General features: G+C 73.2%; 21 protein-coding genes. 6 read left to right on the top strand and 15 right to left on the bottom strand.

Annotated elements, in window-relative coordinates; translation table 11 throughout:
• Nucleotides 1-56: 56 nt before the first annotated feature.
• Nucleotides 57-959, bottom strand: a complete 903-nt coding sequence (gene murQ, locus HHX33_RS24995; RefSeq protein WP_182876741.1) for an N-acetylmuramic acid 6-phosphate etherase — start codon at nucleotides 957-959, stop codon at nucleotides 57-59.
• A 30-nt stretch (nucleotides 960-989) separates the two neighbouring features.
• Between murQ and HHX33_RS24990 the strand changes: the two genes are divergently transcribed.
• Nucleotides 990-2,096, top strand: a complete 1,107-nt coding sequence (locus HHX33_RS24990) for an exo-beta-N-acetylmuramidase NamZ domain-containing protein (RefSeq protein ID WP_182876740.1) — start codon at nucleotides 990-992, stop codon at nucleotides 2,094-2,096.
• Nucleotides 2,097-2,134: 38 nt separating this feature from the next.
• Here HHX33_RS24990 and HHX33_RS24985 read toward each other — a convergent pair whose 3' ends face one another.
• The 9 genes from HHX33_RS24985 to HHX33_RS24945 form a co-directional block, all read right to left on the bottom strand.
• A complete protein-coding gene (locus HHX33_RS24985; protein WP_310741518.1) occupies nucleotides 2,135-3,127 on the bottom strand; it encodes a GNAT family N-acetyltransferase in 993 nt (330 codons plus the stop codon).
• The gene (locus HHX33_RS24980) at nucleotides 3,124-4,152 is read right to left on the bottom strand and encodes an ABC transporter ATP-binding protein (RefSeq protein WP_182876739.1); all 1,029 of its coding nucleotides are present in this window, start codon (nucleotides 4,150-4,152) and stop codon (nucleotides 3,124-3,126) included. The genes HHX33_RS24985 and HHX33_RS24980 overlap by 4 nt, the downstream gene beginning before the upstream one ends.
• Nucleotides 4,149-5,192: an ABC transporter ATP-binding protein gene (locus HHX33_RS24975; protein ID WP_244301842.1), complete on the bottom strand. Its 1,044-nt coding sequence runs from the start codon at nucleotides 5,190-5,192 to the stop codon at nucleotides 4,149-4,151. Before HHX33_RS24975 ends, HHX33_RS24980 begins: the two co-directional genes overlap by 4 nt.
• A 5-nt stretch (nucleotides 5,193-5,197) precedes the next feature.
• On the bottom strand, nucleotides 5,198-6,121 hold the full coding sequence (locus HHX33_RS24970; RefSeq protein WP_111697544.1) for an ABC transporter permease: 924 nt from the start codon (nucleotides 6,119-6,121) through the stop codon (nucleotides 5,198-5,200).
• Nucleotides 6,118-7,152 carry an ABC transporter permease gene (locus tag HHX33_RS24965; protein ID WP_111697543.1) on the bottom strand — a complete coding sequence of 345 codons (1,035 nt, stop codon included), beginning with the start codon at nucleotides 7,150-7,152 and terminating at the stop codon, nucleotides 6,118-6,120. The genes HHX33_RS24970 and HHX33_RS24965 overlap by 4 nt, the downstream gene beginning before the upstream one ends.
• Entirely contained in the window at nucleotides 7,149-8,969 is a 1,821-nt protein-coding gene (locus HHX33_RS24960; RefSeq protein WP_182876738.1) for an ABC transporter substrate-binding protein, read from the bottom strand. The genes HHX33_RS24965 and HHX33_RS24960 overlap by 4 nt, the downstream gene beginning before the upstream one ends.
• 137 nt (nucleotides 8,970-9,106) lie before the next feature.
• The gene (locus HHX33_RS24955) at nucleotides 9,107-10,750 is read right to left on the bottom strand and encodes a glycoside hydrolase family 3 protein (protein WP_310741517.1); all 1,644 of its coding nucleotides are present in this window, start codon (nucleotides 10,748-10,750) and stop codon (nucleotides 9,107-9,109) included.
• Nucleotides 10,747-11,751 (bottom strand): N-acetylglucosamine kinase, encoded by a 1,005-nt coding sequence (locus HHX33_RS24950; RefSeq protein WP_310741516.1) that lies wholly within the window; start codon nucleotides 11,749-11,751, stop codon nucleotides 10,747-10,749. The genes HHX33_RS24955 and HHX33_RS24950 overlap by 4 nt, the downstream gene beginning before the upstream one ends.
• An 87-nt stretch (nucleotides 11,752-11,838) precedes the next feature.
• Complete coding sequence (locus HHX33_RS24945; protein ID WP_182876737.1) at nucleotides 11,839-12,063, bottom strand: hypothetical protein; 225 nt, start codon at nucleotides 12,061-12,063, stop codon at nucleotides 11,839-11,841.
• A gap of 263 nt (nucleotides 12,064-12,326) precedes the next feature.
• Here HHX33_RS24945 and HHX33_RS24940 point away from each other — a divergent pair, with 263 nt between their 5' ends.
• The 4 genes from HHX33_RS24940 (at nucleotide 12,327) to HHX33_RS24925 (ending at nucleotide 16,821) form a co-directional block, all read left to right on the top strand.
• Nucleotides 12,327-12,485 carry a hypothetical protein gene (locus tag HHX33_RS24940; protein WP_182876736.1) on the top strand — a complete coding sequence of 53 codons (159 nt, stop codon included), beginning with the start codon at nucleotides 12,327-12,329 and terminating at the stop codon, nucleotides 12,483-12,485.
• Nucleotides 12,486-12,570: 85 nt separating this feature from the next.
• On the top strand, nucleotides 12,571-13,545 hold the full coding sequence (locus HHX33_RS24935) for an MvdC/MvdD family ATP grasp protein (RefSeq protein ID WP_182876735.1): 975 nt from the start codon (nucleotides 12,571-12,573) through the stop codon (nucleotides 13,543-13,545).
• An 8-nt stretch (nucleotides 13,546-13,553) separates the two neighbouring features.
• Complete coding sequence (locus HHX33_RS24930; protein WP_182876734.1) at nucleotides 13,554-14,552, top strand: TIGR04500 family putative peptide maturation system protein; 999 nt, start codon at nucleotides 13,554-13,556, stop codon at nucleotides 14,550-14,552.
• 103 nt (nucleotides 14,553-14,655) lie between these two features.
• Nucleotides 14,656-16,821: a peptidase domain-containing ABC transporter gene (locus HHX33_RS24925; RefSeq protein ID WP_310741515.1), complete on the top strand. Its 2,166-nt coding sequence runs from the start codon at nucleotides 14,656-14,658 to the stop codon at nucleotides 16,819-16,821.
• A gap of 96 nt (nucleotides 16,822-16,917) precedes the next feature.
• Here the strand turns inward: HHX33_RS24925 and HHX33_RS24920 are convergent, their stop codons facing one another.
• The 4 genes from HHX33_RS24920 to HHX33_RS24905 all read right to left on the bottom strand — a co-directional run bounded on the left by HHX33_RS24920 (nucleotide 16,918) and on the right by HHX33_RS24905 (nucleotide 20,356).
• On the bottom strand, nucleotides 16,918-17,667 hold the full coding sequence (locus HHX33_RS24920; RefSeq protein WP_182876733.1) for an ABC transporter permease: 750 nt from the start codon (nucleotides 17,665-17,667) through the stop codon (nucleotides 16,918-16,920).
• An 18-nt stretch (nucleotides 17,668-17,685) separates the two neighbouring features.
• Nucleotides 17,686-18,645, bottom strand: a complete 960-nt coding sequence (locus HHX33_RS24915) for an ATP-binding cassette domain-containing protein (protein ID WP_182876732.1) — start codon at nucleotides 18,643-18,645, stop codon at nucleotides 17,686-17,688.
• Nucleotides 18,646-18,825: 180 nt separating this feature from the next.
• Nucleotides 18,826-19,575, bottom strand: coding sequence for a YcnI family protein (locus tag HHX33_RS24910; protein WP_182876731.1), 750 nt, complete (start codon nucleotides 19,573-19,575; stop codon nucleotides 18,826-18,828).
• A 199-nt stretch (nucleotides 19,576-19,774) separates the two neighbouring features.
• Complete coding sequence (locus HHX33_RS24905) at nucleotides 19,775-20,356, bottom strand: MFS transporter (protein WP_182876730.1); 582 nt, start codon at nucleotides 20,354-20,356, stop codon at nucleotides 19,775-19,777.
• Between the two features lie 380 nt (nucleotides 20,357-20,736).
• Here HHX33_RS24905 and HHX33_RS24900 point away from each other — a divergent pair, with 380 nt between their 5' ends.
• Entirely contained in the window at nucleotides 20,737-22,665 is a 1,929-nt protein-coding gene (locus HHX33_RS24900) for a cytochrome c oxidase assembly protein (RefSeq protein ID WP_182876729.1), read from the top strand.
• Between the two features lie 69 nt (nucleotides 22,666-22,734).
• Here HHX33_RS24900 and HHX33_RS24895 read toward each other — a convergent pair whose 3' ends face one another.
• Nucleotides 22,735-24,459, bottom strand: a complete 1,725-nt coding sequence (locus HHX33_RS24895; protein WP_111701466.1) for a DEAD/DEAH box helicase — start codon at nucleotides 24,457-24,459, stop codon at nucleotides 22,735-22,737.
• Nucleotides 24,460-24,537: the final 78 nt, after the last annotated feature.

Raw genomic sequence — 24,537 nt, 5'->3', positions numbered from 1 at the left:
AACTACGCGCCTTTACAAAGTAAGACATCGGGTCGCTTCCGGATCCACCGGGCCGCTCAGGCGCCGCGCAGCGCCGGGCCGAGCCGGTTGCCGTGCGCGGCGAGCAGCGCCCTCGCGTCGTCGGCCCCGACTCGGCGCTCGATCATCACCACGGCCGTCTTCACGTCGCGTCCGGCGTCCTCCAGGACCTCCCGCGCGTCCGGCACGTCCGCGCCGGTGATGTCGGAGACGATGCGGGCCGCCCGGTCGACGAGCTTGGAGTTGCTGGCCACGACGTCGACCATGAAGTTCCCGTACGTGCGGCCCGACCTGATCATCGTGATCGTGGAGATCATGTTCAGCACCAGCTTCTGGGCCGTGCCCGCCTTGAGCCGGGTCGAGCCGGTGACGACCTCCGGCCCCACGATGACCTCGATCCCCCGTTCGGCGGCCCGGGCGAGCGGGGTGCCGGTGTTGCAGGCCAGGCCCACCGTCAGCGCGCCGCGCCGCCGGGCCTCCTCGACCGCCCCGACGACGTACGGCGCGCGCCCGCTGGCGGAGATCCCGACGACGGAGTCGAGCGGGCCGACCTGCTTGTCGCGGATCACGGCGGCGCCCGCCCCGGCGTCGTCCTCGGCACCCTCGACGGAGCGCACCAGCGCGGCCTCACCGCCCGCGATGATGCCCTGCACCAGGTCGGGGTGGGTGCCGAAGGTCGGCGGGCACTCCGACGCGTCGAGCACCGCGAGCCGCCCCGAGGTGCCCGCGCCGACGTAGAGCAGCCTGCCTCCGCCGGCCATCCGGGCGGCGATCGCGTCGACGGCCGCGGAGATCGCCGGGACCGCCAGGCCCACCGCGGCCGGGACGGCGGCGTCGGCGGCGTTCATCAGGCGCGCGATCTCCTCCGTCGGCAGGGTGTCGATTCCGCTGTAGCGGGGATCGCTCTGTTCGGTGGCGAGAGCGGCGAGTGAGTGCGTCATGATTCCTCAGCTTCGGAGTGCCTTGTACTGATGGATCGCGTGCGTACGGGACTGGAACGGCTGACGGCCACGCCGCGGCCCGGGCGGGAGCGGGTGGGTCTCGTCACCAACCCCACCGGAGTCCTGCCCGATCTGACCCCCGCCGCACCGGCCCTGCTGGCCGCGGGAACGCGCGTGACCACGCTTTTCGGTCCCGAACACGGGTTGCGCGGCACGGCGCAGGCGGGCGGCGGCGAGGCCGCCGCCGTCGATCCCGTCACCGGCCTGCCCGTGGCCGACACCTACGGCCGTACGGGCGCCGAGCTGGACGCGCTCGTCGCGGCGTCCGGCGTACAGGCGCTGGTCTTCGACATGGGCGACGTGGGCGCCCGGTTCTACACCTACGTGTGGACGATGTGCGATCTGATGGGGTCGGCGGCCCGCCTCGGGCTGCGGTTCACCGTGCTCGACCGGCCCAACCCGATCGGCGGCGCGGTGGCCGAGGGCCCGGTGCTCGACCCCGCCTTCGCGAGCTTCGTCGGCCGCGCCGCGCTGCCGCTCCGGCACGGGCTCACGCCGGGCGAGATCGCGCTGTCCGCCAACCGCGCGGCCGGCGCCGCGCTGGAGGTCGTGCCGATGGAGGGCTGGCGCCGGGAGTGGCACTTCGACCGGACCGGGCTGCCCTGGGTGATGCCGTCGGCGAACATGCCGACTCTCGACACCGCGCTGGTCTACCCCGGCACCGGGCTGCTGGAGGGCGTGAACGCCGCGGAGGGCCGCGGCACGACCCGGCCGTTCGAGCTGGTCGGCGCGCCGTACGCGGACGGGCGGCTCGCCGCCGCGCTGAGCGATCTCGGCCTGCCGGGCGTGCGCTTCCGCGACACGTCGTTCACCCCCGCGTCCGGCAGGCACGCGGGCGTGCCGGTGCGGGGGGTCCAGCTGCACGTGACCGACCGGGAGACCTTCCCGCCGGTGCTGACCGGGGTGTCCCTGCTGCACGTGCTGCGCACCCTGTATCCGGGCGACTTCGCCTGCGACCCGTTCCTCGACCTGCTGTGGGGCTCGGACTCGCTGCGCGCGCACCTGGAGGCCGGACGCGACCCCCGCGGGCTGTGCCCGCCGCCGGGGCCGCCGGAGGGAGACCTGCTGTACGGCTGACCCCGCCCCGGCGATCAGTCCGGGCATCGGCGCGGACATCAGCCGAGGCGGCGGCGGTAGAGCCAGAAGACCCGCTCGGCGCGGGCGGCCACCGCCCGGGAGTAGAACCGCAGCGGGCCCACCCAGCCGATCTGCGCCGAGGTCAGCCCGGCGGCGGCCTGCTCGGCAAGGCAGCGGCGCAGCAGCACCCGGCCGACGCCGAGCCCGCGGGCGGCCTCCGCCGTCCCCATCGGGCCGAACCACGACGGCCTGGCGCCCCAGGCGGCGAAGCCGAGGATCTCCCCGGCGCGGGTGGCGTAGTGCAGCCCGGTCGCCTGCTCGGCCTCCCAGGCCCACGCGTCGTTCCACTGCTCGCGGACGAAGGCCACGACGTCGCCCCGCTCCCCCGCGGGCGCCGCCGCGAGCGTCACCCCGGCGTCGGCGAGCCGCGCCAGGTCGGCCTCGTGCTCGGCCGGGTCGAACCGCGCCGGCAGGTCTGCCGTCATGTTCCAGGCGACGCGGTAGCGCTCGTAGCCCAGGCTCTCGGCCAGGCAGGCCGCGGGGGTGTACCGCACGTCGATGCCCGGCCAGGCGTAGCAGGGCGGATTGCCGGCGAACCTCGCCTCGGCGGCGCCCTTCTCCCGCATCCACTCCTCGGCGGCGGCCACCAGCGCCCGGCCGATCCCCCGGCCCCGCGCGGCGGGGTCGACGGCGATCAGGTCGACGTGCCCGGCGCCGTCCGCACCGATCGACGCGAACACCGCCCCCCGCAGACCCGCATCCTGCGGACCGGTGCCCTCCGGACCTGCACCCTCCAGACCCGCGCTCTCCGGACCCGCGCTCTGGGGACCGGCCGGCTCAGTGCCGTTCCCCTCGCGGACAGACCCTTCGATGCCCGGCACGGCCAGGACGGTCCACTCACGGCCGGGCGGCGGGTCGGCGAGCCGCCGTACGAGCAGCGCGGCGTCCTCGGATTCGGCCCACAGCGCGGCGGCGGCCAGGCGCTCCAGCCGCCCGTCCACCTCGACCGCCTCCACCTGGGCCTGCGTCACTCACCCACCCCCACCGGGATCACGCTACGCCGCCTCGGGTGGAAGCAGGCGTGTTCCTGCTCGGTCTCCTGTCCGGGCCCGCCGTCGCGCCCCAGCACGGGCGTCTCCCGCTCGCAGCGTTCGGTGCTGAACGGGCACCGCGGGACGAACAGGCACCCGCCCGGCCGCCCCTCCCCCTGGGTCTCCCCTCGCGGCTCCTTCGGCACGACCCGCTCGGCCCCGGGCCGCTCCAGGCCGTGCAGGACCGGGATCGCCGACAGCAGCGACTGCGTGTACGGGTGGACGGGGTCGGCGATGATCTTCTCGGTGGCGCCACGCTCCACCACCTGCCCCCGGTAGAGCACGTACAACTCACCGTCGTCGCCGATGTAGCGGGCGGTGGCGATGTCGTGGGTGATGAACAGCACGCCGACGCCGACCCGCTCGCGCAGGTCCTTGAGCAGCGCGAGGATGCCCAGCCGCAGCGACACGTCGATCATCGAGACGGCCTCGTCGGCGACCAGGACCTCGGGGTCCATGGTGAGCGCGCGGGCGATCACGACGCGCTGCCGCATGCCGCCGGACAGCTGGTGCGGATAGCGCGGCAGCACGTAGCCGGGGTCGATCCCGACCATCGACAGCAGCTCCTGCGCCCGGCTGTCGATCCACGACCTCGGGCGGCCGGTCTGGCGGGCGCGCAGCGCCAGCGGGGCCTCCAGCGCCTGGTGGACGGTCCGCGTGGGGTTGAGCGCCGAGTAGGGGTCCTGGTGGATGAGCTGGACCCGGCGGAAGTACGGCTGGCGCCGCCGGTGGCTCAGCGACGACATCGGCACCCCGTCGATGACGATCTCGCCGGCGTCGTGGGTCTCCAGGCCGGCGATGATCCGCCCGAGGGTGGTCTTGCCGCTGCCCGACTCGCCGATGAACGAGACGGCTCCGCCCCTTTCGACGGCGAAGTCGACGTCGCGCAGCGCGGGCACCTCGCGGGCGCCGAGCACGCCGCCGCGCTGGCGGAAGGTCTTGGAGATCCCGGTTCCCGTGATCACACCAGCTCCTCTCGTCCGACCAGCTCCAGGGGGCGGCCGGTGGCGTGGCAGGCGACCGTACGGCCGTCTCGGGTGACGGCGGCGGGGTCGTCCGTCTCGCAGACGTCCATGCGCCGCTCGCAGCGCTCGCGGAACACGCAGCCCTGCGCGGGCAGCGTGCCGAGCGTCGGCGGGCGGCCGGGCAGCGCCCGGGCGAGGGACAGATCGCCCGTGAGGCGCGGGATCGCCCGGATCAGGCCCCGCGTGTACGGGTGACGGGCGTCGCCGAGCACCTCGGTCACCGGCCCGTGCTCGACGACCCGCCCGCCGTACATGACGGCGAGGTCGTCGGCGACCTCGGCGACCGCGCCGACGTCGTGGGTGATGACAAGGGTGGTGAGCGCCCGCTCCTCGTGGACCTCGCGGATGATCCGCAGGATCGTCGCCTGGGTGATCATGTCGAGGGCGGTGGTCGGCTCGTCCAGAACGACGACTTTGGCGTTCAGGACGAGCGCGAGCATGATGCCGACCCGCTGGCGCATGCCGCCGGACAGCTCGTGCTGGTAGGAGTCGAGCACCCGGGCGCCGTCCATGCCCATGCGGGCCAGCAGGTCCCTGGCGTCGCGCACCAGCGCCCGCAGGTCCTCCACGTCGTGGGAGCGGCCGAGGTCGAGCAACTGCTTGCCGATGGTCTTGAGCGGGTTCAGCGAGTTCTGCGCGGCCTGGAAGACGTAGCCGACCTCGCGGCCGCGGGCGCGGCGCAGGTCCTCGCCGCGGAGCGCCAGCACGTCGCCGAGCCCGTCGATCTCGACGCTGCCCGCCGCGATCCTGCCGGGCGGCTGCACGGCGTTGAGCAGCGAGAACGCGAGCGTCGACTTGCCCGAGCCCGACTCGCCGACGACACCGGTGATCGTGCCGGGGGCGAGGGTGAGGTCGACGCCGCGGACGGCGGGCAGCTCGCCCGCCGGCGTCTTGTAGACGACCGTGAGGTCCCGGATGCGGACCCCCGGTGCTTCCATGTCACGTGCTGCCGTGTGACGTGCGGCCGTGTGAGCGGTCATAGGGGCTATTCCTCCCGCAGACGGGGATTGAAGATCTCGTCCATCGCGTCGACGATCAGCACGATGCCGAGCGTGAGCAGCAGGATGGCGATCAGCGGGGCCATCAGGTACGGCAGCGCGGCCGGGGTGGTGAGCGCCCCGCCGTTGAAGACGGCGAGGTTCAGCATCACGCCCCAGTTGTTGGACTCGAACGGCAGCACGCCGAGGAAGAACAGGCCGACCTGGGCGTACACCGCGCCGGTGACGGCGATGAGCATGTTCATCGCGATGTACGGCGCCATGCTCGGCAGCAGTTCGCGGCCGATGATGTGCCGGGTCGGCAGGCCGAGCCCGCGGGCGGCCTCGATGAAGCCGCGCTCGCGCAGCGACAGCGTCTGCGAGCGCACGGCGCGGGCGATGCCGCCCCAGCCGAGCACGCCGAGCACCAGGCCCATCTCCAGCGGGCTCTCGAACTTCCACACGGTGGACAGCACGAGCAGCAGCGGCAGGCCGGGGATGGCGAGGTTCATGTCGGTCAGCCGCATGAGCACGGTGTCCCACCGGCCTCGGTGGAAGCCCGCGAACAGCCCGATGGCGGTGCCGAGCGCGACCGTGATGACGGCCGTGGCGAGGCCGGTCAGCAGCACGTACCGCGCGCCGGTGATCACGAGGGCGAGCACGTCGGTGCCCTCGAAGTCGGTGCCGAAGGGGTGCGCGAGGCTCGGCGGCGCGTACAGCGCGTTGTCGTCGCGCGGCAGCTGGGCGGGGTAGAGCAGCGGCCCGGCCACGCCCATGAGCGCGAACAGGGCGACGATGACCACTCCGGCCATCCGGCTGGGCTTGCGCCGCAGCACCCGCCACACGCCGCGCCAGAAGTTGCGCCGCAGCGTGGCCCGGGTGGTCTCCGGGGGTGCCGCCGGAGGCCCGGCGGGGTCGACGATGACGGTCATGCCGCGCCTCCGCTCCTGACCCGGGGGTCGATCACCGTGTACAGCAGGTCGGCGACGATGTTGGCGACGACGATGCCCACCGTGATCACCAGGAACGTGCCGCCCATGAGGGCGTAGTCGCGGCTGCTGATGCTGTTGACGAGCAGCAGGCCGAGGCCCGGGTAGTTGAAGATCTGTTCGATGAAGATCGAGCCGCCGAAGAGCATGCCGATCGACAGGGCGAGGATCGTGAACAGCGGCAGGATCGCGTTGCGCGCGAGGTAACGGAACACGATGCCGCGCCGCAGGCCGCGCAGTTCCGCCGCGAGGATGAAGTCGTCGCCGAGCACGGCGACCACGTTCGACTTCATGGCGAGGATCCACCCGCCGTAGCTGGCCAGGGTGTACGTCACCACCGGCAGCACGGCGTGGTGCACCAGCGAGCCGATGTATCCGGGGTTGAGGCCGGGGACGAACTCGACGTCCACCGGCCCGCCGGACGGCATGATCGGCCACAGCGTGGCGAAGATCGCGGTGAGCAGCAGGCCGATGACGTACACGGGCACGCCGTGCAGCAGCGAGCCGGACAGGGCGAGCGCGTCGCCGAGCCTGCCGGACCGCTTGATCGCGGCGTACACGCCCATGGTCACGCCGAGCAGGAAGCTGAGCAGCGTGCCGGCGAGGACCGGCAGCACGGTCCAGCGGGCCGCGTGGCCGATCAGCGTGGTCACCTCGACGCCGGGCGTGCTGAGCGAACGCCCGAGGTCGAAGTGGAGCAGCGAGCCGAGGTAGCCCACGTACTGCTGCCACAGGCTGCCCGTGGGCAGGAAGCCGTACAGGACGGCGGTGGCCCGCTCGGCCTGCTCGGGCGACATGCCCTTCTGGATCAGGCTCTCGTACTGCCCGAGCACCGGGTTGCCGGGGATCTCCCGGATGATGACGAAGCTGATCGTGGCCACGGCCCAGATCATGACCAGGCCGCGTACGACGTGGCCCGCGACCTTCCTGGCGATGGCGGCGGCCCGGTGCCGCCCGGGGACCGTCTGCGTCATACCCGCCCCTTCTCCGCTTTCCTGATCATCCCGAGCTGCATCCACACGCCGGACGACAGCCGCAGGGCCTGGTCGTCGTCGGGCGGGAACGCGGTGTAGCGGGAGGTGTTGACGAACTGCGTGTTGACGTAGTCCCAGAGCTGGACGACCGGCAGCTGCTCGTTGGCGACCTTGGCCAGGATGCCGACGATGCGCTTCTGCTCGTCCTGCGACGCGTAGTTCAGCCTGCCGGTCAGCTCGCCCGGGTTCACGACCCCGGCCGCGCCGGCGTCGACCTTCTCCGGGCCGCCCATCCAGTTGCCCTCGGTGCCGGGCGCGACGTGCCGCAGCCGCCCGCCGAACATCTGCCAGCCGTTCGCCTGGCCGAACAGCCGCTGGAAGATGTTGTACGGCGACGGGCCGAGGCCGATCAGCCACAGTCCCAGGTCGTACTTCCCGTCGGCCAGCTCGCCCAGGTAGAGCGTGTAGTCGGCGGCGGTGACCACGCTCGCGTCGACGCCGTGGTCGGCGAGCTGGCTGCTGATCGACTTGGCCGCGGCGACCCAGTCGGAGAACGACGCGGGCACGTGGATGCGCACCTTCCAGGGGCTGCCGTCCGGCATGGCCCACCGGCCGTTGCGCTTGGTCATGCCCGCCGCCTTGAGCTCGGCGTCGGCCTTGGCGGGGTCCATCCGGTACTGCTCCAGGCCGTCGAACCCGGAGCCGAGCCAGGCGCGGGCGGCCTGGGCGTGGATGCCGGACGTGGTGGCGGCGGGGGTGCCGCCCTCCGGGGAGGCGATCCTCGTCACCTGGGCGCGGTCGATCAGGTAGGCCAGCGCCCGCCGCACGTGCACGTTGTCGTACGGCTTGTGCGCCTGGTTGAACGCGAGCGAGACGGCCACCGGCGAGTAGCCCTTGATCACCTTACTGCCCCGGGCCTCGCGGATCCGGTTCATGACGGCGGTGGGCACGGAGGTGAAGGGGGCGTTGTCCAGCCGGCCGGCGATCAGGTAGTTCCAGATCTGCTCGTTGCCGGTGTAGTTGAGGATCTTCACCTTGTCCGGCGCGATCTTCTGCCGGTCGTAGAAGTAGGGGTTGCGGGTGAGCAGCGCCGCGCCCGGGTTGACCCGCTCCAGCACGAAGGGCCCGGCCGACACGTCGTGGCCCGGGTCGAAGGCGATGACCTTCTCCGCGAGCCCGGTGATCGTGTTCTTCGCCTTGTCGGCCGCCGCGCCCTGACCGTGCTGGGCGGTCTTGAGCAGCTGCCAGAAGTCCGCCGGGAGGAGCTTGCCGAAGACGTGCGCGGGCACGACCACGGTCGACAGCAGGTTGGCGAGGAACGTCGAACTGCGGTTGGCCCCCTGCGTGATCCGCACGGTCGTGGGGTCGACGACCTGGATGTCGGCGGCGGCGCCGGCCGCCTTCGGGTCCAGCGCGTACGCCGTGCCGCCCTGGGTGTAGGCGAGACCGATCGAGACCCGCACGTCCTCGCTGGTCACGGGCACGCCGTCGGACCACTTGGCCTCCGGGCGCAGGTGGATGTCGACCTGCGACCGGTCGGGGGACGTCGTCCAGCTTCCGGCGATGGCCGGGTAGAACTGGTTGGGATCGGTGGGGTCGTTCTTGGGCCACGCCAGCGCCATGCCGTTGTATCCCGAGAAGACCGATCCGACTGGGTTGAACGGGTTGATCGGCGCGCTCGCGTTGATCTGCTTGCTGCCGTCGATCGTGGTGAACACGCCGCCGCCCGTGCGGGCGGTCTCCGTCGTCCCGGTAGTGCCGCAGGCGGTGGCCGTGGCGATCGACGCCACTGCCATGATCGCTGCGAGTCGCTTCATGGGCTGCTCCTGGTTCCCGATTGCCTGGACAATACGGGCGCACTCGCGACCCGTCAATTTTTTCCATGCCTGGACACCGCTATGGAGTTAATTTTTACCGACGCCCGTGACCTGCGGGAACACCCTTCCGGTTGCGGTCACTGCGACCGGCCGGCGAGCCAGCGGGCCGCCGCCCGCGCCGACGCCGTCGAGTTGCCGTGGGTGGCGAGGTACAGCCGCCCGGCGGGCGTCCCGGGCACCCCCGTCTCGACCACCACGGCGTCCGGCCGGGCCCGCAGCGCCTCCTCCAGCAGGCGCCGCATCCAGGCGTGCCGTACGGCGTCGTGGACGGCGATCACCAGCGGGCGCCCGGTGTCGCCCAGGGTGGCGAGCAGGCCCGGCGCGTCCTCCTCGTCGTTCACCTCGGCCGTCGTGGTCCCCGGCAGGATCTCCGCCAGCGCCTGGCCCAGGGTGAGGGGGGTGACGCGGCCCACGGCCTGGCTGGGGCGCGCCGCCATGCTCACCACCAGTGGCGCCCGGGTCAGCACGCCCGGCCCCACCGCCTCAGCCTCGCTCGCCGCAGGTCCTGTGGGTCCGGGGGTCACCCGCAGCGCGGCGGCGGCCGCCGCGAGCCCGAGGCCCTCGTCGGCGTCCCCGGCCGCCGCCGCCCTGGCGTCCGCCCGCGCGTCGTACCAGGCGGCCAGGTCCCGGACCCGGCCCGCCGCCTCGGCGAGGCGATCCTCCTTCAGCCGCCCCTCGCGGACCGCCGCGGTGATCGCGTCGCGCAGCGCGTACACGCTCTCTCCTCTGGCCGAGGACACCCCGACACAGATCGCGTCCGCCCCGGCGGCCAGCGCGCGCACCGCGATCTCGCCGGGGTCGTGCAGGGCGGCGACCGCGCGCATCTCTATGGCGTCGGTGACCACGAGCCCGCCGAACCCCATCTCCTCGCGCAGCAGACCGGTCAGCACGGCCCGGCTCAGCGTCGCCGGGAGCGCGTCGACGGCGGGGACGAGCAGGTGCCCGCACATCACCGCGCGCACCCCGGCCGCGATCGCGGCCCGGAAGGGCGGCAGGTCGCGCCGTTCGATCACCTCCCGCGCGGCCCGTACGGCGGGCAGCGCGAGATGGGAGTCGGTCACGGTGTCGCCGTGACCGGGGAAGTGCTTGGCGCAGGCGGCCACGCCCGCGCTCTGCAGGCCCTCGATCCACGCCGCGCCGTGGCGGCCGACCGCCTCGGGGTCGGAGCCGAACGAGCGCACGCCGATGACGGGGTTGCGGGGGTCGGCGTTCACGTCGACGACCGGGGCGTAGTCGAGCGTGACACCGGCCGCGGCGACCATCCTGCCGATCTGCCGCCCGACCCGCCGGGTCAGCGACTCGTCGTCCGCGACGCCCAGCGCGAGGTTGCCCGGCCAGGAGCTTCCCGTCGCGGCCTCCAGCCGGGTGACGGAGCCGCCCTCCTCGTCCACCGCCACGACCACGTCCGGCCGCTCCCGGCGCAGCGCGGCGACCAGCGCACTCGTCCCGTCCCCTGCGCCGCCCACCGCACCGTCCACTGGGCCGTTCACTGGGCCTGGGCCGCCCGCCGCCCCGGCGTCGTCGCCGTCGCGATCGGCGCTGCGGTCGGCGGTGCGGGGGGCGGCGCGGGTGACGTTGCGGGCGAAGAGCACCACGCCGCCGAGGCCGTCCGCGAGCGCGCGGAGCAGCCAGTCGGGCGGTGCGGTGCCGTCGAACCCGGGCTGGAGCACGGCCATCGCCAGCCGGTCCAGGCCGTCGCCGCTCGCCCGGCCCGCGGTCACCGGACGGCCTGCCCGATCAGCGCGCGGTGCGCCGCGGCGGCCCGGGGATCGTCTCCGAGGGCGGCCCGCAGCGCGAGGGCCGCGGCGCCCGCCGCGGCGTCCCGCGCGGGCACCAGTTCGGCCCACCTGCCGAGCTCCGCCCAGACCAGGTGAGCGAGCTCGGTCGGCTCGGTCAGCAGCGAACCCGCCAGCACCAGCGGACCTCCGCCTCCCCTCGCCCACGCCCCGCCCCACGTGACGCCCTCTCCGCACACCACCCGTGCCGTACGGCACAGCCTGCGCGCCGCCTCCCCGACGACGCCGCGCGCCACCTCGTCGCCCTCGCGGGCGGCGGCGTCCACGACCGGCGCGAGCGTGCCGAGCCAGGCGGGCCCCTGCTCGGCGACCCGCGCGTACACGGCCGCCACCAGTTCCCCGGCGAGCGCGGGCCCGTCGTCCTCCCCGGCCGAGCCCGGCCCGAGAACGGTCTCGGCCACCCGGGCGACCAGGAGGGTCGGGGCGCCCCGGCCGTCGATCGCGTTCAGCGCCGCGGCGGCGCCCCGGCGGCCCAGCCACACGCCCGATCCCTCGTCGCCCAGCAGCCAGCCGAGCCCGTCGGCCCGCCGTACGACGCGGCGGGCGCGGACGCGGGCGCCGATCGCGCCGGTGCCGGCCACCAGCACCGCGCCGTCCGGCTCGACGGTCGCTCCGGTGAAGGCCACGAGCACGTCGGAGACCACCACCGGGCGTCCCGCGAGCCCTGCCTCCCGCCAGGCCCGCTCGGCCGGCTCGGCCGCGCCGGCGACTCCGGCGAGGCCGAACACGCCTCCGGCGACCCGGGCCGGGTCGACGCCAGTCAGCGCGCCGGCCAGCGCGGCGCGCAGGTTGGCCGCCGGGTCGGGAACCGAGATCGCGTTGGCGCCGCCGGCCCGTCCCCGTCCGGCGATCTCGCCCGACTCCCCGGCCACGACGCAGCGCGTGCTGGTGCCTCCCCCGTCCACGCCGATGAACAGAGCCCCCACGACCGCTCCCTATGGAGATGCCTTCCATCAACCTATAAGTCGGTGGAAATCTTCTACAACGGTGGCCGGAGCGGCCGGGGGGCCGGGCTACTTCTGGCTGTCGGTGAGGTCCACCATCGCGGTGGCCGCCCGGAAGAACTTGTTGCGGCCGAGGTCACCGATGGTCTTGATGTGGAACGCCTTCTTCAGCATCTCCGCGTCCTCCGCGGTCACGCCCGCGAGCGCCTCCACCGGCGCCTTGACGATCTCCTCCAGGCTCTTGTCCTCGTACTCGCGGTCGAGCAGCTTGGCAAGGTCCGCTGTCACAGCCATGACTCCCCCAATCACCAGGCCCCGATACCTGGTGAAATGCCCCAAGCACCCGTCTCCTATGCGGGTGCGGGCGGCACGGGGCCGCGAGGTCGCGCTTCCCGGGGCCTGGGGGTCGCCGCACTCGCCGTCACCCTGAGGCGAAGGTGCGTTCGCGGCGAGAAGAGACGCTCCGGTTCCTCCGGGGGGTGCAAGCCACTTCCAACCAAGATCCAAGACGGCGTCGCGAGAGTTCGTCGGGAATTCCCGGAGAGGAGGTGCGAGACATGAGCATTCGCTTCGACGACCTCGGCAGCGCCGCTGAGCTGCCCGAGGACGCCCTGGACGACATCGTCGGGGGCAAGGAGATCGAGTGGCACCCGTGCGTGTGGCTGTCCAGCAGCCAGCAGGGCCAGACCATCGACAGGCGGGACGTCCTCCTGTGACGCCCCACGCCTGAAGCCACGTTGCTGTGAAGCGGCGTGCCCGTGCGTACCGGGCACGCCGCCTTCGTCAATGATAGGAAATTCGGTGATTCTGATACTCAGCGCCAGAAACGACGCGTCGGTGGAGATGGTCGTCCCCGAACTCGTCGAACGAGGCGCCGAGTTCCTGTGGTGGGATCCGGGCGGTTACCCCGCCGACAGCACGATCAGCTCGCGCCTGACCGGCGGATCCTGGCGGCACACGCTGCGCGTCGAGGGCCGCGAGTACGACTGCTCCCAGTTCACCACGATCTGGAACCGCCATCCCACGCATCCGCACGCACCCGAGTCGGTGACCGACGACAACCACCGGAAGTACGTCGAGAAGATCGCCGCCATCCTGCTGCACGGGTGGGAGCACACCGTCGAGAGCCGCTGGCTGCCGGCCAGGACCTCCGACATCGTCCGCACCCAGAACAAGCTCGTGAATCTCGGCGTCGCGGCCGCCCTGGGCTTCACCACCCCCGACACTCTCGTCACCAACGACGACGAGGACCTCATCCCGTTCTGGGAGGACGCCGGAGGCGAGCTGATCGCCAAGGTGGTGGAGTACGTCGAGTTCCGGATCGACGGCGAGGACCACTCGCACTACACCACGCCGGTCACGCGCCGCCGTCTCACCGACAGGCACCGGCTGGCCCTGGCCCCGGCCATTCTCCAGCCGTACGTCAAGAAGGCCGTCGAGCTGCGCATCACCGTGGTGGGCGACCAGGTGTTCCCCGCCGAGATCCACTCCCAGGGATCACGCGCGACCAGGTACGACTACCGCCATTACGAGCAGACCTTCTCCACCTACGCGATCCATCGCCTGCCCGACGACGTCGAGCGCCGCTGCCTGGAGCTGACCGCCTCGCTCGGTCTGCACTACGGCTGCATCGACATGATCGTCACTCCCGAGGGCGAGTACGTCTACCTGGAGATCAACCCCGCCGGGCAGTGGGGCTGGATCGAGGCCACCACCGGCCTGCCCATCGCCGCCGCCATCGCCGACTGGCTCATCGCCGCCGAACCGCACAGGTGAACCACCCTATGACCAGCGCCTTCGACGCCGCCCTGACCGAAGCCGTGGACCTGCTGCGGACGCTGCCACGCCGCCGCGACGCCGTGCCCGAGGCCCGGCGGGCCGTCGCCGAGTGGCGTGCGACCCGGCCCGCCACCCGCGCCCAGCTCGTGGCCGACGTACGGCCCGGCAGCCCCATCGTCGACTACGACCTGGTGCTGGCCCACCCCGACGGGGGAAGCGTGGCGCTGACCGCCCCGGCCGACGACGGCGTGCCCTGGACCCTGGATCACTCCACTCACTGGGCCTCCGGCCGGGTCGTCACCGTCGACGGCTTCGCCCTGCTCATCCAGAACGCTCTGCTCACCCTGCGTACCCGGACCGAGCGGGACAGCACGATGCAGGAGGAGCTGATCGACTACTGCATCCTGAGCGACATGGCCGGCAGGGAGCCCCCGCCCACTCAGGAGGAACTCCAGCAGGCGTCCGACGCCTACAGGGTCAGGAACGGCCTGCGCAGCCGCGCCGACATGATGCGCTGGCTCACCGACGTCGGTCTGAACGAGACGGCCTACACCCATCACATCTTCGGTCTGGCCCTCAAACAGCGGGTTCGCGCCCGCATCGAGCAGGAGACGGCACGCGATTATCTGGAGCGCAACCCGTCCGAGTTCGACCATGTTTGGGCACTGTGGGCGGAAGGTCCTGAAGACCGCCTCACCGAGCTGGCAGGCGCCCCCGACCCCGTCGCCGCCCTCATCCAGGCACTCTCCTCCCGCGACCGGATCACCGTCACCACCGCCGACGGCCCCGCCCTCGACCTGCCCGAACCCATGCGCACCGCCCCCGCGGGGGCCGTGACCGGCCCCGTGCCCCATGGAAAGGGCCACCTGCTCGGCGTCGTCCGCGAACGCCGGCCCGCGGACCTCGCCGACCCCCGCACTCTCGCCGCCGCCGGTCGCGCGGGCTTCGCGGAGTACATGGCCGAACGGCGCGCCAAGGCCGCCGTCACCTGGCACTGGCTGTGACCGTGTCCCGTCGCCGTGGCCCCTGCTTTCCGCTGCTCTGGCTCGTCGTGGCCCTCCTGGCGGTGGCGGGCGGGGCCGTCGCCGTGCTGATCGAGGGCGCCCGGTGAACCGCCTGCGGGTGGTGCTCCAGAACACGCAGACCGAGTGCGGGTCGGCGTGCCTGGCCATGGTGCTGCACCATCACGGTCACCGCACGACCGTCACCGAGCTGTCGAGTCGCCTCGGCGTCGGCCGCGACGGCCTCAGCGCCCGCGCCATCGTCGCGGGTGCCCGCGAACACGGGCTGACCGCCAAGGCGTTCCAGCTCGCCCCCGACGACCTGGCCCGGGCGCCGCTCCCGGCCATCGCCCACTGGGAGTCCAATCACTTCGTGGTGGTCGAGCGGTGGGCCGTCGACCGGGTCGACATCGTCGATCCCGGTCAGGGGCGCCGGCGGCTGACCCCGCCGGAGTTCGCGGCGGGGTTCACCGGTGTCCTGCTCGTCTTCGAGCCGGGCGCGGGATTCCGGCGCGGATCGTCGTCACTGGCCGGCGCGTGGCGGCGGGAATTCCTACGGACCCTGCTGCGACGCCGGCGCGGGCTGCTCGCGCAGGTCGTCGCGGCCTCGCTGCTGCTGCAGCTGGTCGGCCTGGTCCTGCCGCTGTTCTCCGAGATGCTGCTGGACACGGTCCTGCCGCGGCGCGCCGACCTGCTGCCGCTGCTGGGAGTGGCGGTGCTGATCACGGGGGCGGCCCAGCTCGTCCTGGGATATCTGCGGGCGGCGCTGCTGGTGGCGGTGCGCACCCGTGCCGACCAGGAGCTCAGCCGGGGAGTGGTCGGCCACCTGATGGCGCTGCCCTACACGTATTTCACTCAGCGGGGCACCGGCGACCTGGTGACTCGCGCCTCCAGTGTGTCGACCCTGCGAGAGCTGCTCACCGGCCAGATCATCACAGCGGTCCTCGACGGGCCGCTCGCCGTCGGCTACGTGGTGGTCGTCTACGCCCGCGACCCGATCTTCGGGGCGGCGCTGACCGGCGTGGTCCTGCTCCAGTCGCTGCTCCTGCTGGCCACGTCCCGGCGCGTCCACATGCTGACGCAGCAGGAACTGGCGGCTCTGTCGAAATCGCAGGGCACTCTGATCCAGACGCTCAGCGGCATCGAGACGCTCAAGGCCTCGGGCGCCGAGCGCAGAGCGATGAAACAGTGGTCGGATCACTTCGAACAGCAACTCGAAGCGGACGCGCGCGTAGGTCTCACCCACGGTCTCCTGGACGCCGTCGTGTCGGCGATCCACGTGATCACGCCGCTCGCGCTGCTGTGGATCGGTGCCTGGCGGGTGCTCGACGGAGACCTCTCCGTCGGCGCGCTGATCGCGCTCAACGCCATCGCCCTGGCCGCGCTGACCCCGCTCGGCTCGCTGATGACCAGCCTCCAGAGCCTCCAGCTGGCGGGCGCCCACTTCGACCGGCTCTCCGACATCCTCATCTCCACTCCGGAACCCGACGAGGGCATCGAGGTGCTGCGCCTGCGCGGCCGGATCGAACTGCGCGACATCGGCTTCCGGCACGACCCGCGCGGCCCGTGGACCCTCCGGGGCGTGTCGGTGTCGATCAGCCCCGGTCAGAAGGTCGCGCTGGTAGGCGCCTCCGGCTCCGGGAAGAGCACGCTGGCCCGGCTTCTGCTGGCACTGCACACCCCGGTCGAGGGCGAGATCCGCTACGACGGCGTCCCCGCCGGCGAGCTCAACCTGCGCACCCTGCGCCGCCAGTTCGGCGTCGTCACCCAGGACCCGTCCCTGTTCAACGGCACCATACGGGAGAACATCGCACTCAACGACCCCGACGCCCCACTGGAGCGCATCGTCGCGGCGGCCGAACTGGCCGCACTGCACGATGAGATCATGGCGATGCCCATGAACTACGAGACCATGCTGACCGAGGGCGGCGGCCTGTCCGGCGGCCAACGGCAGCGGCTGGCCCTGGCCCGCGCCGTACTGTCCCGGCCCAAGGTGCTCCTGCTCGACGAGGCCACGAGCAACCTCGACAGCGCAACCGAAGCCGCCGTCGAAGCCAACCTGGCCCGGCTCCCCCAGACCAGGATCGTCATCGCCCACCGCCTCAGCACGGTCAGGGACGCCGACCTCATCCTGGTCCTCGACGCGGGACGCATCGTCCAGCGCGGCACTCACGAACGACTGATGGCCGTGCCCGGCAGGTACGCGGAACTCCTCGCCGCCCAGGCCGTCGTCTCGCGATCCGCTCCCCCGACACGCCTCCCAGGCCCCTGAGACGCTTCGTCAGGAGCGCTCGGCGGTCATCGGAACCCGCACCGGTCCGGGCGCGCCGGCCCCGGCCCGGGCGGACCGGGCGGGTCCGTCTCGTGGTCAGCCGGCCAGGTTGCGCAGGGAGCGCACCGACCAGACCAGGGTGAGCGCGGTGAGTGCGGCGAAGAGGGCGAAGGCGACCGGGATGGTCTCGGCGCTCAGGTCGCCGCGGAACAGCGACCGGCCCGCCTCGACGGCGTAGTAGAGCGGGTTGAACTTCGCCAGCGTCTGCAGCCACTGGGGCCCGAGCGAGACCGGCAGGAACAGCCCGGCGATCAGGGTCAGCGGCATGGCGAAGAACTGCACCAGCTGCGACATGCCGTTCTCGTCCCGCAGCGTCAGCGCCAGGCCGTAGGACAGGCTGGCCGCGAACAGGCCGGTCGCGGCCATGAGCAGCAGCACGAGGAGCATCTCGGCCAGCCCGATCCGCAGGCCCATCAGTGCGGCGATGCCGATCACCAGGATCGCCTGCAGGACCAGGACGATCACGTCCTTGACGAGCCGGCCGAGGATGATCGCGGGGCGCCACGCCTGGCTGACCGCGAGCCGCTCCAGCATGCCGTTGCGGGTCTCGTTGATCATGCCGAAGCCCGCGAACATCGAGCCGAACAAGGCGATCATCATCATGGAGCCCGGCGTGAACATCGCGAGCACGTCCGTCATCTTCCCGCCGGGGACCGTGCTCCTCAGCAGCGGCGCGAAGAACACCAGGTAGAGCACCGGCTGCATGATCCCGAACAACGGCCAGACCGGGTTGGCGAAGAGTTTCCTGAGCTCGTAGCCGAGGAAGAGCATCGTGTGTCGAGTCATCGTGTGAGTCCCGGGAGGTCAGGCGGCGTCGCGCAGCGAGCGGCCGGTGTGCTTGAGGAACACGTCGTCGAGGGTGGCGCGTTCGAGGGAGACCGACCGGATGCCCAGGCCGTTCTCCTCCAGGGTGCGCAGCATGTGCATCAGGCCGTGTTCCCCGTCGTCGAGGTACGCGCGGACGACGCCGGGCTCGGCCCGGACCTCCTTGACGTACGGCTGCGCGTCGAGGAGTTTCCGGGCGGCGTCCGTGTCCTCCAGCCGGAGCGTCACGACGTCGCCCGCGACCTCCTTCTTGAGCTCCTCCGGCGTTCCCCTCGCGACGATCCTGCCGTGGTCGACGATGACCAGCCGGTCGCAGAGCGCGTCGGCCTCGTCGAGGTAGTGCGTGGTGAGCAGCACGCTGGTGCCCTGCTCACGCAGCTTGCGGACCTCGTCCCAGAGGTTTGCCCGGTTCTGGGGGTCGAGGCCGGTGGTCGGCTCGTCCAGGAAGATCAGCGGCGGCGCGTTCACCAGTCCGACGGCGATCGCGAAGCGCCGCTTCTGACCCCCCGAGAGAGTCTTCGCCGGGCGGTTGGCGATCTCGGTGAGGCTGAACGCGGCGAGCAGCTCGTCCGCCCTGGCCTGGGCCTGCCGGCGGGACATCCCGCTGATCCGGGCGGCGAGGAGCAGGCTCTCGATGCCGGGGGCGGTGTCGTCGACGCCGCCGGCCTGGCTGACGTAGCCGATGTTCTCCCGGACCTTGGCGGCCTCCCTGGCGACGTCGAAACCCGCCACCCGGGCGCTGCCCGAGGTGGGCAGGGTGAAGGTGGCGAGCATCCGGACGGTGGTGGTCTTGCCCGCGCCGTTCGGGCCGAGGACCGCGAAGACCTCGCCCCGCTCGACCTGGAGGTCGATGCCGCGTACGGCCTCGACCTCCTCCTTCTTGCCTCGTCCTCGTTTCGCGTGAAAGGTCTTGCGCAGGTCGTGCGCTTCGATGATCATTTGCTCTCCGGTGATCAGGGGGACACCAGCCTGACGGCTCCCCTGGGGCGAGAGTCAACACCTTTTCACGGCACCCCGCCGCCCCCGCCACGGGATCATGACGAGGGGTCGCGGAAGGCGCGAGCCCTCTTCCCGGAGGTGCCGGAAAGAGGGCTCGTTCGGATCGGGCGGGAGGACCGCTCAGCCGCGGGAACGGCGCAGCGCCGTGATGCCCGCGCCGGCCCCGACCAGGCCGGCCAGCAGGCCGAGACCGCCGAGCACCAGGGCCGCGGCGCCGCTGCCGCCTTCGTCGTCGTCCTCCGCCACCGCGGCCACGGACGGCGCCACGTCAGGGCCGGCGGCCGCGGCGGCGGACGGAGAGGCCGCGGCGGCCTCGTCGCCACCCTCTTCCGCCTTCGGCGCGACGAGCTTGAGCGTGGGCGCCGGGTGCTCGGCCTCGGACCCGTCGGCCTTCGGCGGGTCCGCCCACTTGACCACCTCGCCGTTCGAGTAGGTCTGCTCGGTGGGGAACTCCAGCGCGTCCACGTTCTTGGGCAGCGGGCCGACCGAGGCCTCGAACTCCTGGAACTGGCCGGACTCGATCTTCCCCCCGGTCCAGGTGATCTTCAGCACCGATTCGGTGATCTTGTCGCCGTCGTCGGACACGACGGGCTGGGGCAGCTTGCCCTGGGTGACCTTGACCTTCCACCCGGACACCGGGCGGACCGAGACGAACGGCAGCGGATGGTCGGTGGGGAACGCCACCTCCACCTTGGTGGTGGAGGCGTTGTCGCGCTCGTTGGGCACCCGGAACGCGATCTTGGTCCAGCCGCCCTGCTCGGCGGTGCCGGGGTTGACGGTGACGTGGGCGAGGGCGGGCATGGCGAGACCGAGGGTGACGGCGAGGGCACCCGCGGCGACCGCCGACACACGGCGGACGGTTGAAGTCATGGGGGTTCTCCAGTCTCTGTACTGAAATGCCGGGAACGCGCGAGCAGGGGGTGCCGTCAGAGGACGGCCGGAAGGCAGCGTCGCCGGGCGGCACGAGGCCTCTTGGCGCCGCTGTTCTCCGCAGGGCATGTCTCTCCGTGCCGGGGGACGACGGAGGAGAGGCCTCCGCCGGGAGATACGCGCCGCTCGCGCGGGAAGCTCAGAAGACGGGAGAAACGGGTGGCCCGCGACGGACGACCGCGTGCCGCAGCACCCATGCCGGGCGCGGCGGGCGAGGCCGTCCCGGTGTGGCGCGCACGCGCGGACGGGTGGTCCCCGCGAGACCGGCCCGCAGCAGCGCCACCAGCGTGGCGAGCATCGTGAGCCAGTGGGCCGCCCCGGCGCCGATCCGGCGCAGGACCGACCACAGCGCCTCCTCGCCGCGCGACAGCCACAATCCGGTGAGCAGCGCGGCGGTGAGGTGGGCGGTGAGCATGCCGGTCTGCGTGGTGAGGCCGCCGTGCCACGTGAGGTGGCCGGGCTCACCCGCGGAGGCCGTGACGTCGAACAGCAGGTGCAGGAACGCCTGCGCGCCGACCAGCAGCCCGACGATCACCTGGGGAGACCGTTCCCGGCCCGCCGCGACGGCCGCGCCCGCCGTGACGGCGAGCACGCCGGTGAGCAGCGCCCCGGTCGTGGGCCCGCCTCCCCCGGCGAACCAGTGCGCGCCCATGGCGAGGAGCACGCTGACGGCCGCGAAGGCGGCCGACCGCGCGAGCCGGAAGGAGAGCGTGGCGCGCATGACGCGGGGATTATCGCATATCGCCGTGATCTCGGCCCTGAGTCGTGTGCAGCGATTCCATGCCTGCTCCGCGTGCCCCGGCCTCGGCCTCGCCGCGTCGCCGCGCCGGTCACGAAGATTCCTCCCGGGCACCGAGACCTCCGCGGTGCCGGGAAGCCGCCGCCGGCTCACGCCTGCGGCGCGTCCACCTGGATCCGCGCCCAGGACCGGACCGCATCCTCCCGGTCGCGCGCGCCCGGGCACCGGACGGCGCCGTCGGCGCCGAAGTTTTCAACCGGGACGCCGAGACGGCGGCCGGCGAGTGCGGCAGGACTCCCCTAACGGCCACATACCGGTCATACTCATGACCGATCAACGGTGCCGAACCGAGGGACCCCCCGATGACCTCTCCCCCGCGCCGTGGCGGCTTCATCACCGCCGGGCCGGTCACCGCCGTCGTGGCGACGGCGGCGGCCGTGCTGGTGCTCGCCCTGTGGTTCGGCGGCGCCGGGCCACGCCCGGCCATCGAGGGGCTGCCCTCACCCGGAGTGCTGACCACCTGGGGCCTGCCCGTCGCCCGCCTCGTGCTCGACGTGTGCGCCGCCGCGACGGTCGGCGTGCTGCTCGCGTCCGTCGTCCTGGTCCCCGCCGGCTCCTCGGGCACCGGCCGTGCGGGCGCCGGGGCCGCGGACGCCGGGACCACCCGGTCACTCGCCCGGGCCGCCGCCGCGTGGGCGGCCGGGTGGGCGCTGAGCGCGATGGTCACCGAGGTCCTGACCCTGTCGGACTTCCTGGGGCTGCCCGCGGGCCAGGCGATGCGCTCCGGCGCGCTCACCGTCTTCCTGCTGAACATCCCGCAGGGCCAGGCCTTCGCGGTGGTGGCGGCGGCGGCCGTGGCCCTCGCCGCCGGGTCCCTCCTGCCATGGGGACGCGCCTGGCGGGCGGTGCTGCTGGCGGTGGCGATCCTCGCGGTGCTCCCCCCGGCGTACGTGGGGCACTCGGCCTCGGCGGCCGACCACAATCTCGCCGTCCTCAGCCTGATGGCGCACGTCGCGGCCGTCGTGCTGTGGACCGGCGGCCTCTACGCCCTCGTCGCGCACCTGCGCGCCGCGCCCGGCCTGGCCGTCGCGGTGGGCCGGTTCAGCACGCTCGCCCTGGGCTGCTTCGCCGCCGCCGCGGCGTCCGGCGCGCTCAACGCCTGGGTCCGGCTCGGCGCACTCCCCCCGCTGTGGCAGTCCAGGTACGGTCTGCTCGTGCTGGCCAAGATCGCCGCACTGGCCGCGCTGGGCTGGTTCGGGTGGCGGCACCGGCGCGCCACGATCGAGGCGCTGCGGACCGGCGTGTCCCGCGCGCCGTTCGTCCGGCTGGCCGCCGGGGAGATCACGGTCATGGCCGGCACGCTGGCGCTGGCCGTGGCGCTGGGGCGCAGCGCGCCGCCCGCCGGCGAGGCCGAGCACCAGCACGACGCCCTGGGGTACGCCCTCCCGCCGTTCACCCCCGGCGCGCTCGCCACGGACGTGCGGCCCGACCCGATCGCGCTGCTCCTGCTCGCGGCGGCCGCGGCGGCCTACCTGGCCGGCGTGCGACGGCAGCGGGCGGACGGCGCGGGGTGGCCGGCCGGGCGGACCGTCTCCTGGCTGGCGGGCCTGCTGGTCCTCGCCTACGCCACGTCGGGAGGGGTCGCGGCGTACGCGCCGGCGCTGTTCTCCGCCCACGCGGCGCAGTACGCGCTGCTCGGCGCGGTGGGGCCCGTCCTGCTCGCCGCCGGCGCCCCGCTCACGCTGTGGCGGCGCGCCCACCCCGGCCCGGACGCGCTCGACGGCCCGGCGGCCCGCACGCTGTCCCATCCGATGGTGGCACTGGCCCTGTACGCGCTGCCGTACCCGGCGCTGTATCTGACCGGGCTGTTCGCGTTCGCCCAGCCGAGCCTCGCCCTGCGGCTGGCCGCGCAGACCGTCGTGATCGTCACCGGGGTGCTCTTCTTCGTCGTCGCGGCCGGCGTCGACCCGCTCCCGTGGGCGATCCGGCCGCAGGTCCGCGCGTGGATGCTCGCCACGGCGATCGCCGTACGGATCTGGACGGGCCTGGCGGTGCTCACCGGTCCGGGACAGGCGCCGCAGTGGTACGCGGCGCTCGGGCTGCCCTGGGCCCCGGATCCGGCGGCCGACCAGCGGACCGGGGCGCTGCTCGGCACCGGGCTGAGCGTCGCCGTCCTGGCGGCCCTCCTCGTGCTGCTGCTCGGCCGGTGGCGGGCGGCCCTGCGCAGGACGGCGGCGCGAGACGCCACGGGAGAACGCGGAGAACGCGCCGCCAGCCCCACGAGCGGGTGACCACGGGCAAGTGATTACGGGCGGGTGACCACGGGCGGTGGATCGGAGCCGGCGGCCGCGACGGGACCGTCAGCGGCGGCCGCGGGGGGCGCCGTCGCGGTCCCTGCGCACGGTGGGCCGCTTGCCCTTGATGGTGGTGTGGCGCAGCGCTTCGACCACCTCGTCCACGGCGGCGTCGGGGATCTCGACCAGCGTGAACCGGTCGGCGATCTCGATGGCGCCGATCTCCCGCCCGGTGACCCGGGTCTCTCCCGTGATCGCGCCGACGATGTCCTGGGGGCGCACCCCGGCGCTGCGGCCGGCGCCCACGAACACCCGGCTCATCGGGCCGCCGCCGCGCCGCCCGCGCCGGTCGTCGCGTCCGTACCGGTCGTCACGGCCCTCGCGCGGCCCGCGCTCGGGGCGCGGCGCGCGCGGCGTCACCTCGGGGATCTCCTCCTCGTCGGCGGCGGCTCCGGTGGACTCGTGGGCGAGCTTGACCGCGGCGAGCGCGATGTCCACCAGGTCGAACTCGTCGGCGAGCGTCTCGACGACGACCCTGAAGCGGTCGAGGTCGCCGTCCTCCATGAGGCTCTCCTGCAGCGCGGCCCGGGTGAGCTCCAGGCGGCGGGCGCGCAGGTCGGCGACCGTCGGCACCTTCTCGACCGTGATCCTGCTGCGGGTGACCCGCTCGATGGTCTTCAGCATCCGGTGCTCGCGGGGCTCGGCGAGCGTGATCGCGACGCCCTCGCGACCGGCCCGGCCGACCCGGCCGATGCGGTGCACGTACGACTCCGGCGCGGACGGCACGTCGTAGTTGATGACGTGCGTGAGCTGCTCGATGTCGAGGCCGCGCGCGGCCACGTCGGTCGCCATCAGGAGGTCGGCGGTGCCGCTGCGCAGCCTGCCCATCACCCGGTCGCGCTGCTCCTGGCCCATGCCGCCGTGCAGGGCCTCGGCGCGGTAGCCGCGGCCGTTCATCGTCTCGGTGAGCTGGTCGACCTCCTCGCGGGTGCGGCAGAACACGATCGCCGCGGTCGGCGCCTCCACGTCGAGCACCCGGCCCAGCGCGGCCGGCTTGTACGCCCTGCTCACGATGTAGGCGCTCTGCCGGATGAGCGGCGCCTCCCCGGCGGCGGGCGCCTCCCGCTCGATCCTGATGCGGACGGGTTCACGCAGGTGGCGACGGGCGATCCCGTCGATGCGCGGCGGCATCGTCGCGGAGAACAGCACGGTCTGCCGTTCCTCGGGGATGTCCTGGAGGATGGCCTCGATGTCCTCGGCGAAGCCCATGTCGAGCATCTCGTCGGCCTCGTCGAGGACGACCATGCGCAGCCCCTTCAGCGGCAGCGTCCCCCGGCCGATGTGGTCGAGGGCGCGGCCCGGCGTGGCGACGACGACGTCCACCCCGCGCTCCAGCGCCCGCAGCTGCCGGCCGATCGGCTGGCCGCCGTAGATGGGCAGCACCCGCGTGCCGAGGTCGCGGCCGTAGCGGTGCATCGCCTCCGACACCTGGACGGCGAGCTCGCGCGTGGGCACCAGCACCAGCCCGCCGGGCTCGCCGCCTTCCTCCCCGCCCGCCGCGCGGAGGACGCCGTGCAGCCGCTGCAGCATGGGCAGCGCGAACGCGGCCGTCTTGCCCGTCCCGGTGGCGGCCTGCCCGAGCAGGTCGCGGCCTTCCAGCAACGGCGGGATGGCCTCCCGCTGGATGGGGGTGGGCTCCTCGTAACCGAGGCCGGACAGCGCCTTGAGGAGCTCCGGGCCAAGCGCCAGGTCGGCGAAGCCGGGTCCGTCTTCGATCTCGTTCACGGACATGTCAAGCTCCTCATGGGGCGGATGTGCACGGGAAGACCCTAACGGTCTTTCCGCCCGTACCCCGAATGGCACCCCCCG

The sequence above is a fragment of the Microbispora sp. H10670 genome (genome assembly GCF_014161385.1).
In the GTDB taxonomy this organism is placed as follows: domain Bacteria; phylum Actinomycetota; class Actinomycetes; order Streptosporangiales; family Streptosporangiaceae; genus Microbispora; species Microbispora triticiradicis.
This window is presented reverse-complemented; position numbering and strand designations above follow the sequence as displayed.

Excerpts from the sequence above, each read along its gene's own strand:
- murQ (WP_182876741.1), bottom strand. The coding sequence starts at position 959 with ATGACGCACTCACTCGCCGCTCTCGCCACCGAACAGAGCGATCCCCGC.
- HHX33_RS24990 (WP_182876740.1), top strand. The coding sequence starts at position 990 with ATGGATCGCGTGCGTACGGGACTGGAACGGCTGACGGCCACGCCGCGG.
- HHX33_RS24975 (WP_244301842.1), bottom strand. The coding sequence starts at position 5,192 with ATGACCGCTCACACGGCCGCACGTCACACGGCAGCACGTGACATGGAA.
- HHX33_RS24970 (WP_111697544.1), bottom strand. The coding sequence starts at position 6,121 with ATGACCGTCATCGTCGACCCCGCCGGGCCTCCGGCGGCACCCCCGGAG.
- HHX33_RS24965 (WP_111697543.1), bottom strand. The coding sequence starts at position 7,152 with ATGACGCAGACGGTCCCCGGGCGGCACCGGGCCGCCGCCATCGCCAGG.
- HHX33_RS24960 (WP_182876738.1), bottom strand. The coding sequence starts at position 8,969 with ATGAAGCGACTCGCAGCGATCATGGCAGTGGCGTCGATCGCCACGGCC.
- HHX33_RS24945 (WP_182876737.1), bottom strand. The coding sequence starts at position 12,063 with ATGGCTGTGACAGCGGACCTTGCCAAGCTGCTCGACCGCGAGTACGAG.
- HHX33_RS24940 (WP_182876736.1), top strand. The coding sequence starts at position 12,327 with ATGAGCATTCGCTTCGACGACCTCGGCAGCGCCGCTGAGCTGCCCGAG.
- HHX33_RS24930 (WP_182876734.1), top strand. The coding sequence starts at position 13,554 with ATGACCAGCGCCTTCGACGCCGCCCTGACCGAAGCCGTGGACCTGCTG.
- HHX33_RS24920 (WP_182876733.1), bottom strand. The coding sequence starts at position 17,667 with ATGACTCGACACACGATGCTCTTCCTCGGCTACGAGCTCAGGAAACTC.
- HHX33_RS24915 (WP_182876732.1), bottom strand. The coding sequence starts at position 18,645 with ATGATCATCGAAGCGCACGACCTGCGCAAGACCTTTCACGCGAAACGA.
- HHX33_RS24910 (WP_182876731.1), bottom strand. The coding sequence starts at position 19,575 with ATGACTTCAACCGTCCGCCGTGTGTCGGCGGTCGCCGCGGGTGCCCTC.
- HHX33_RS24905 (WP_182876730.1), bottom strand. The coding sequence starts at position 20,356 with ATGCGCGCCACGCTCTCCTTCCGGCTCGCGCGGTCGGCCGCCTTCGCG.
- HHX33_RS24900 (WP_182876729.1), top strand. The coding sequence starts at position 20,737 with ATGACCTCTCCCCCGCGCCGTGGCGGCTTCATCACCGCCGGGCCGGTC.
- HHX33_RS24895 (WP_111701466.1), bottom strand. The coding sequence starts at position 24,459 with ATGTCCGTGAACGAGATCGAAGACGGACCCGGCTTCGCCGACCTGGCG.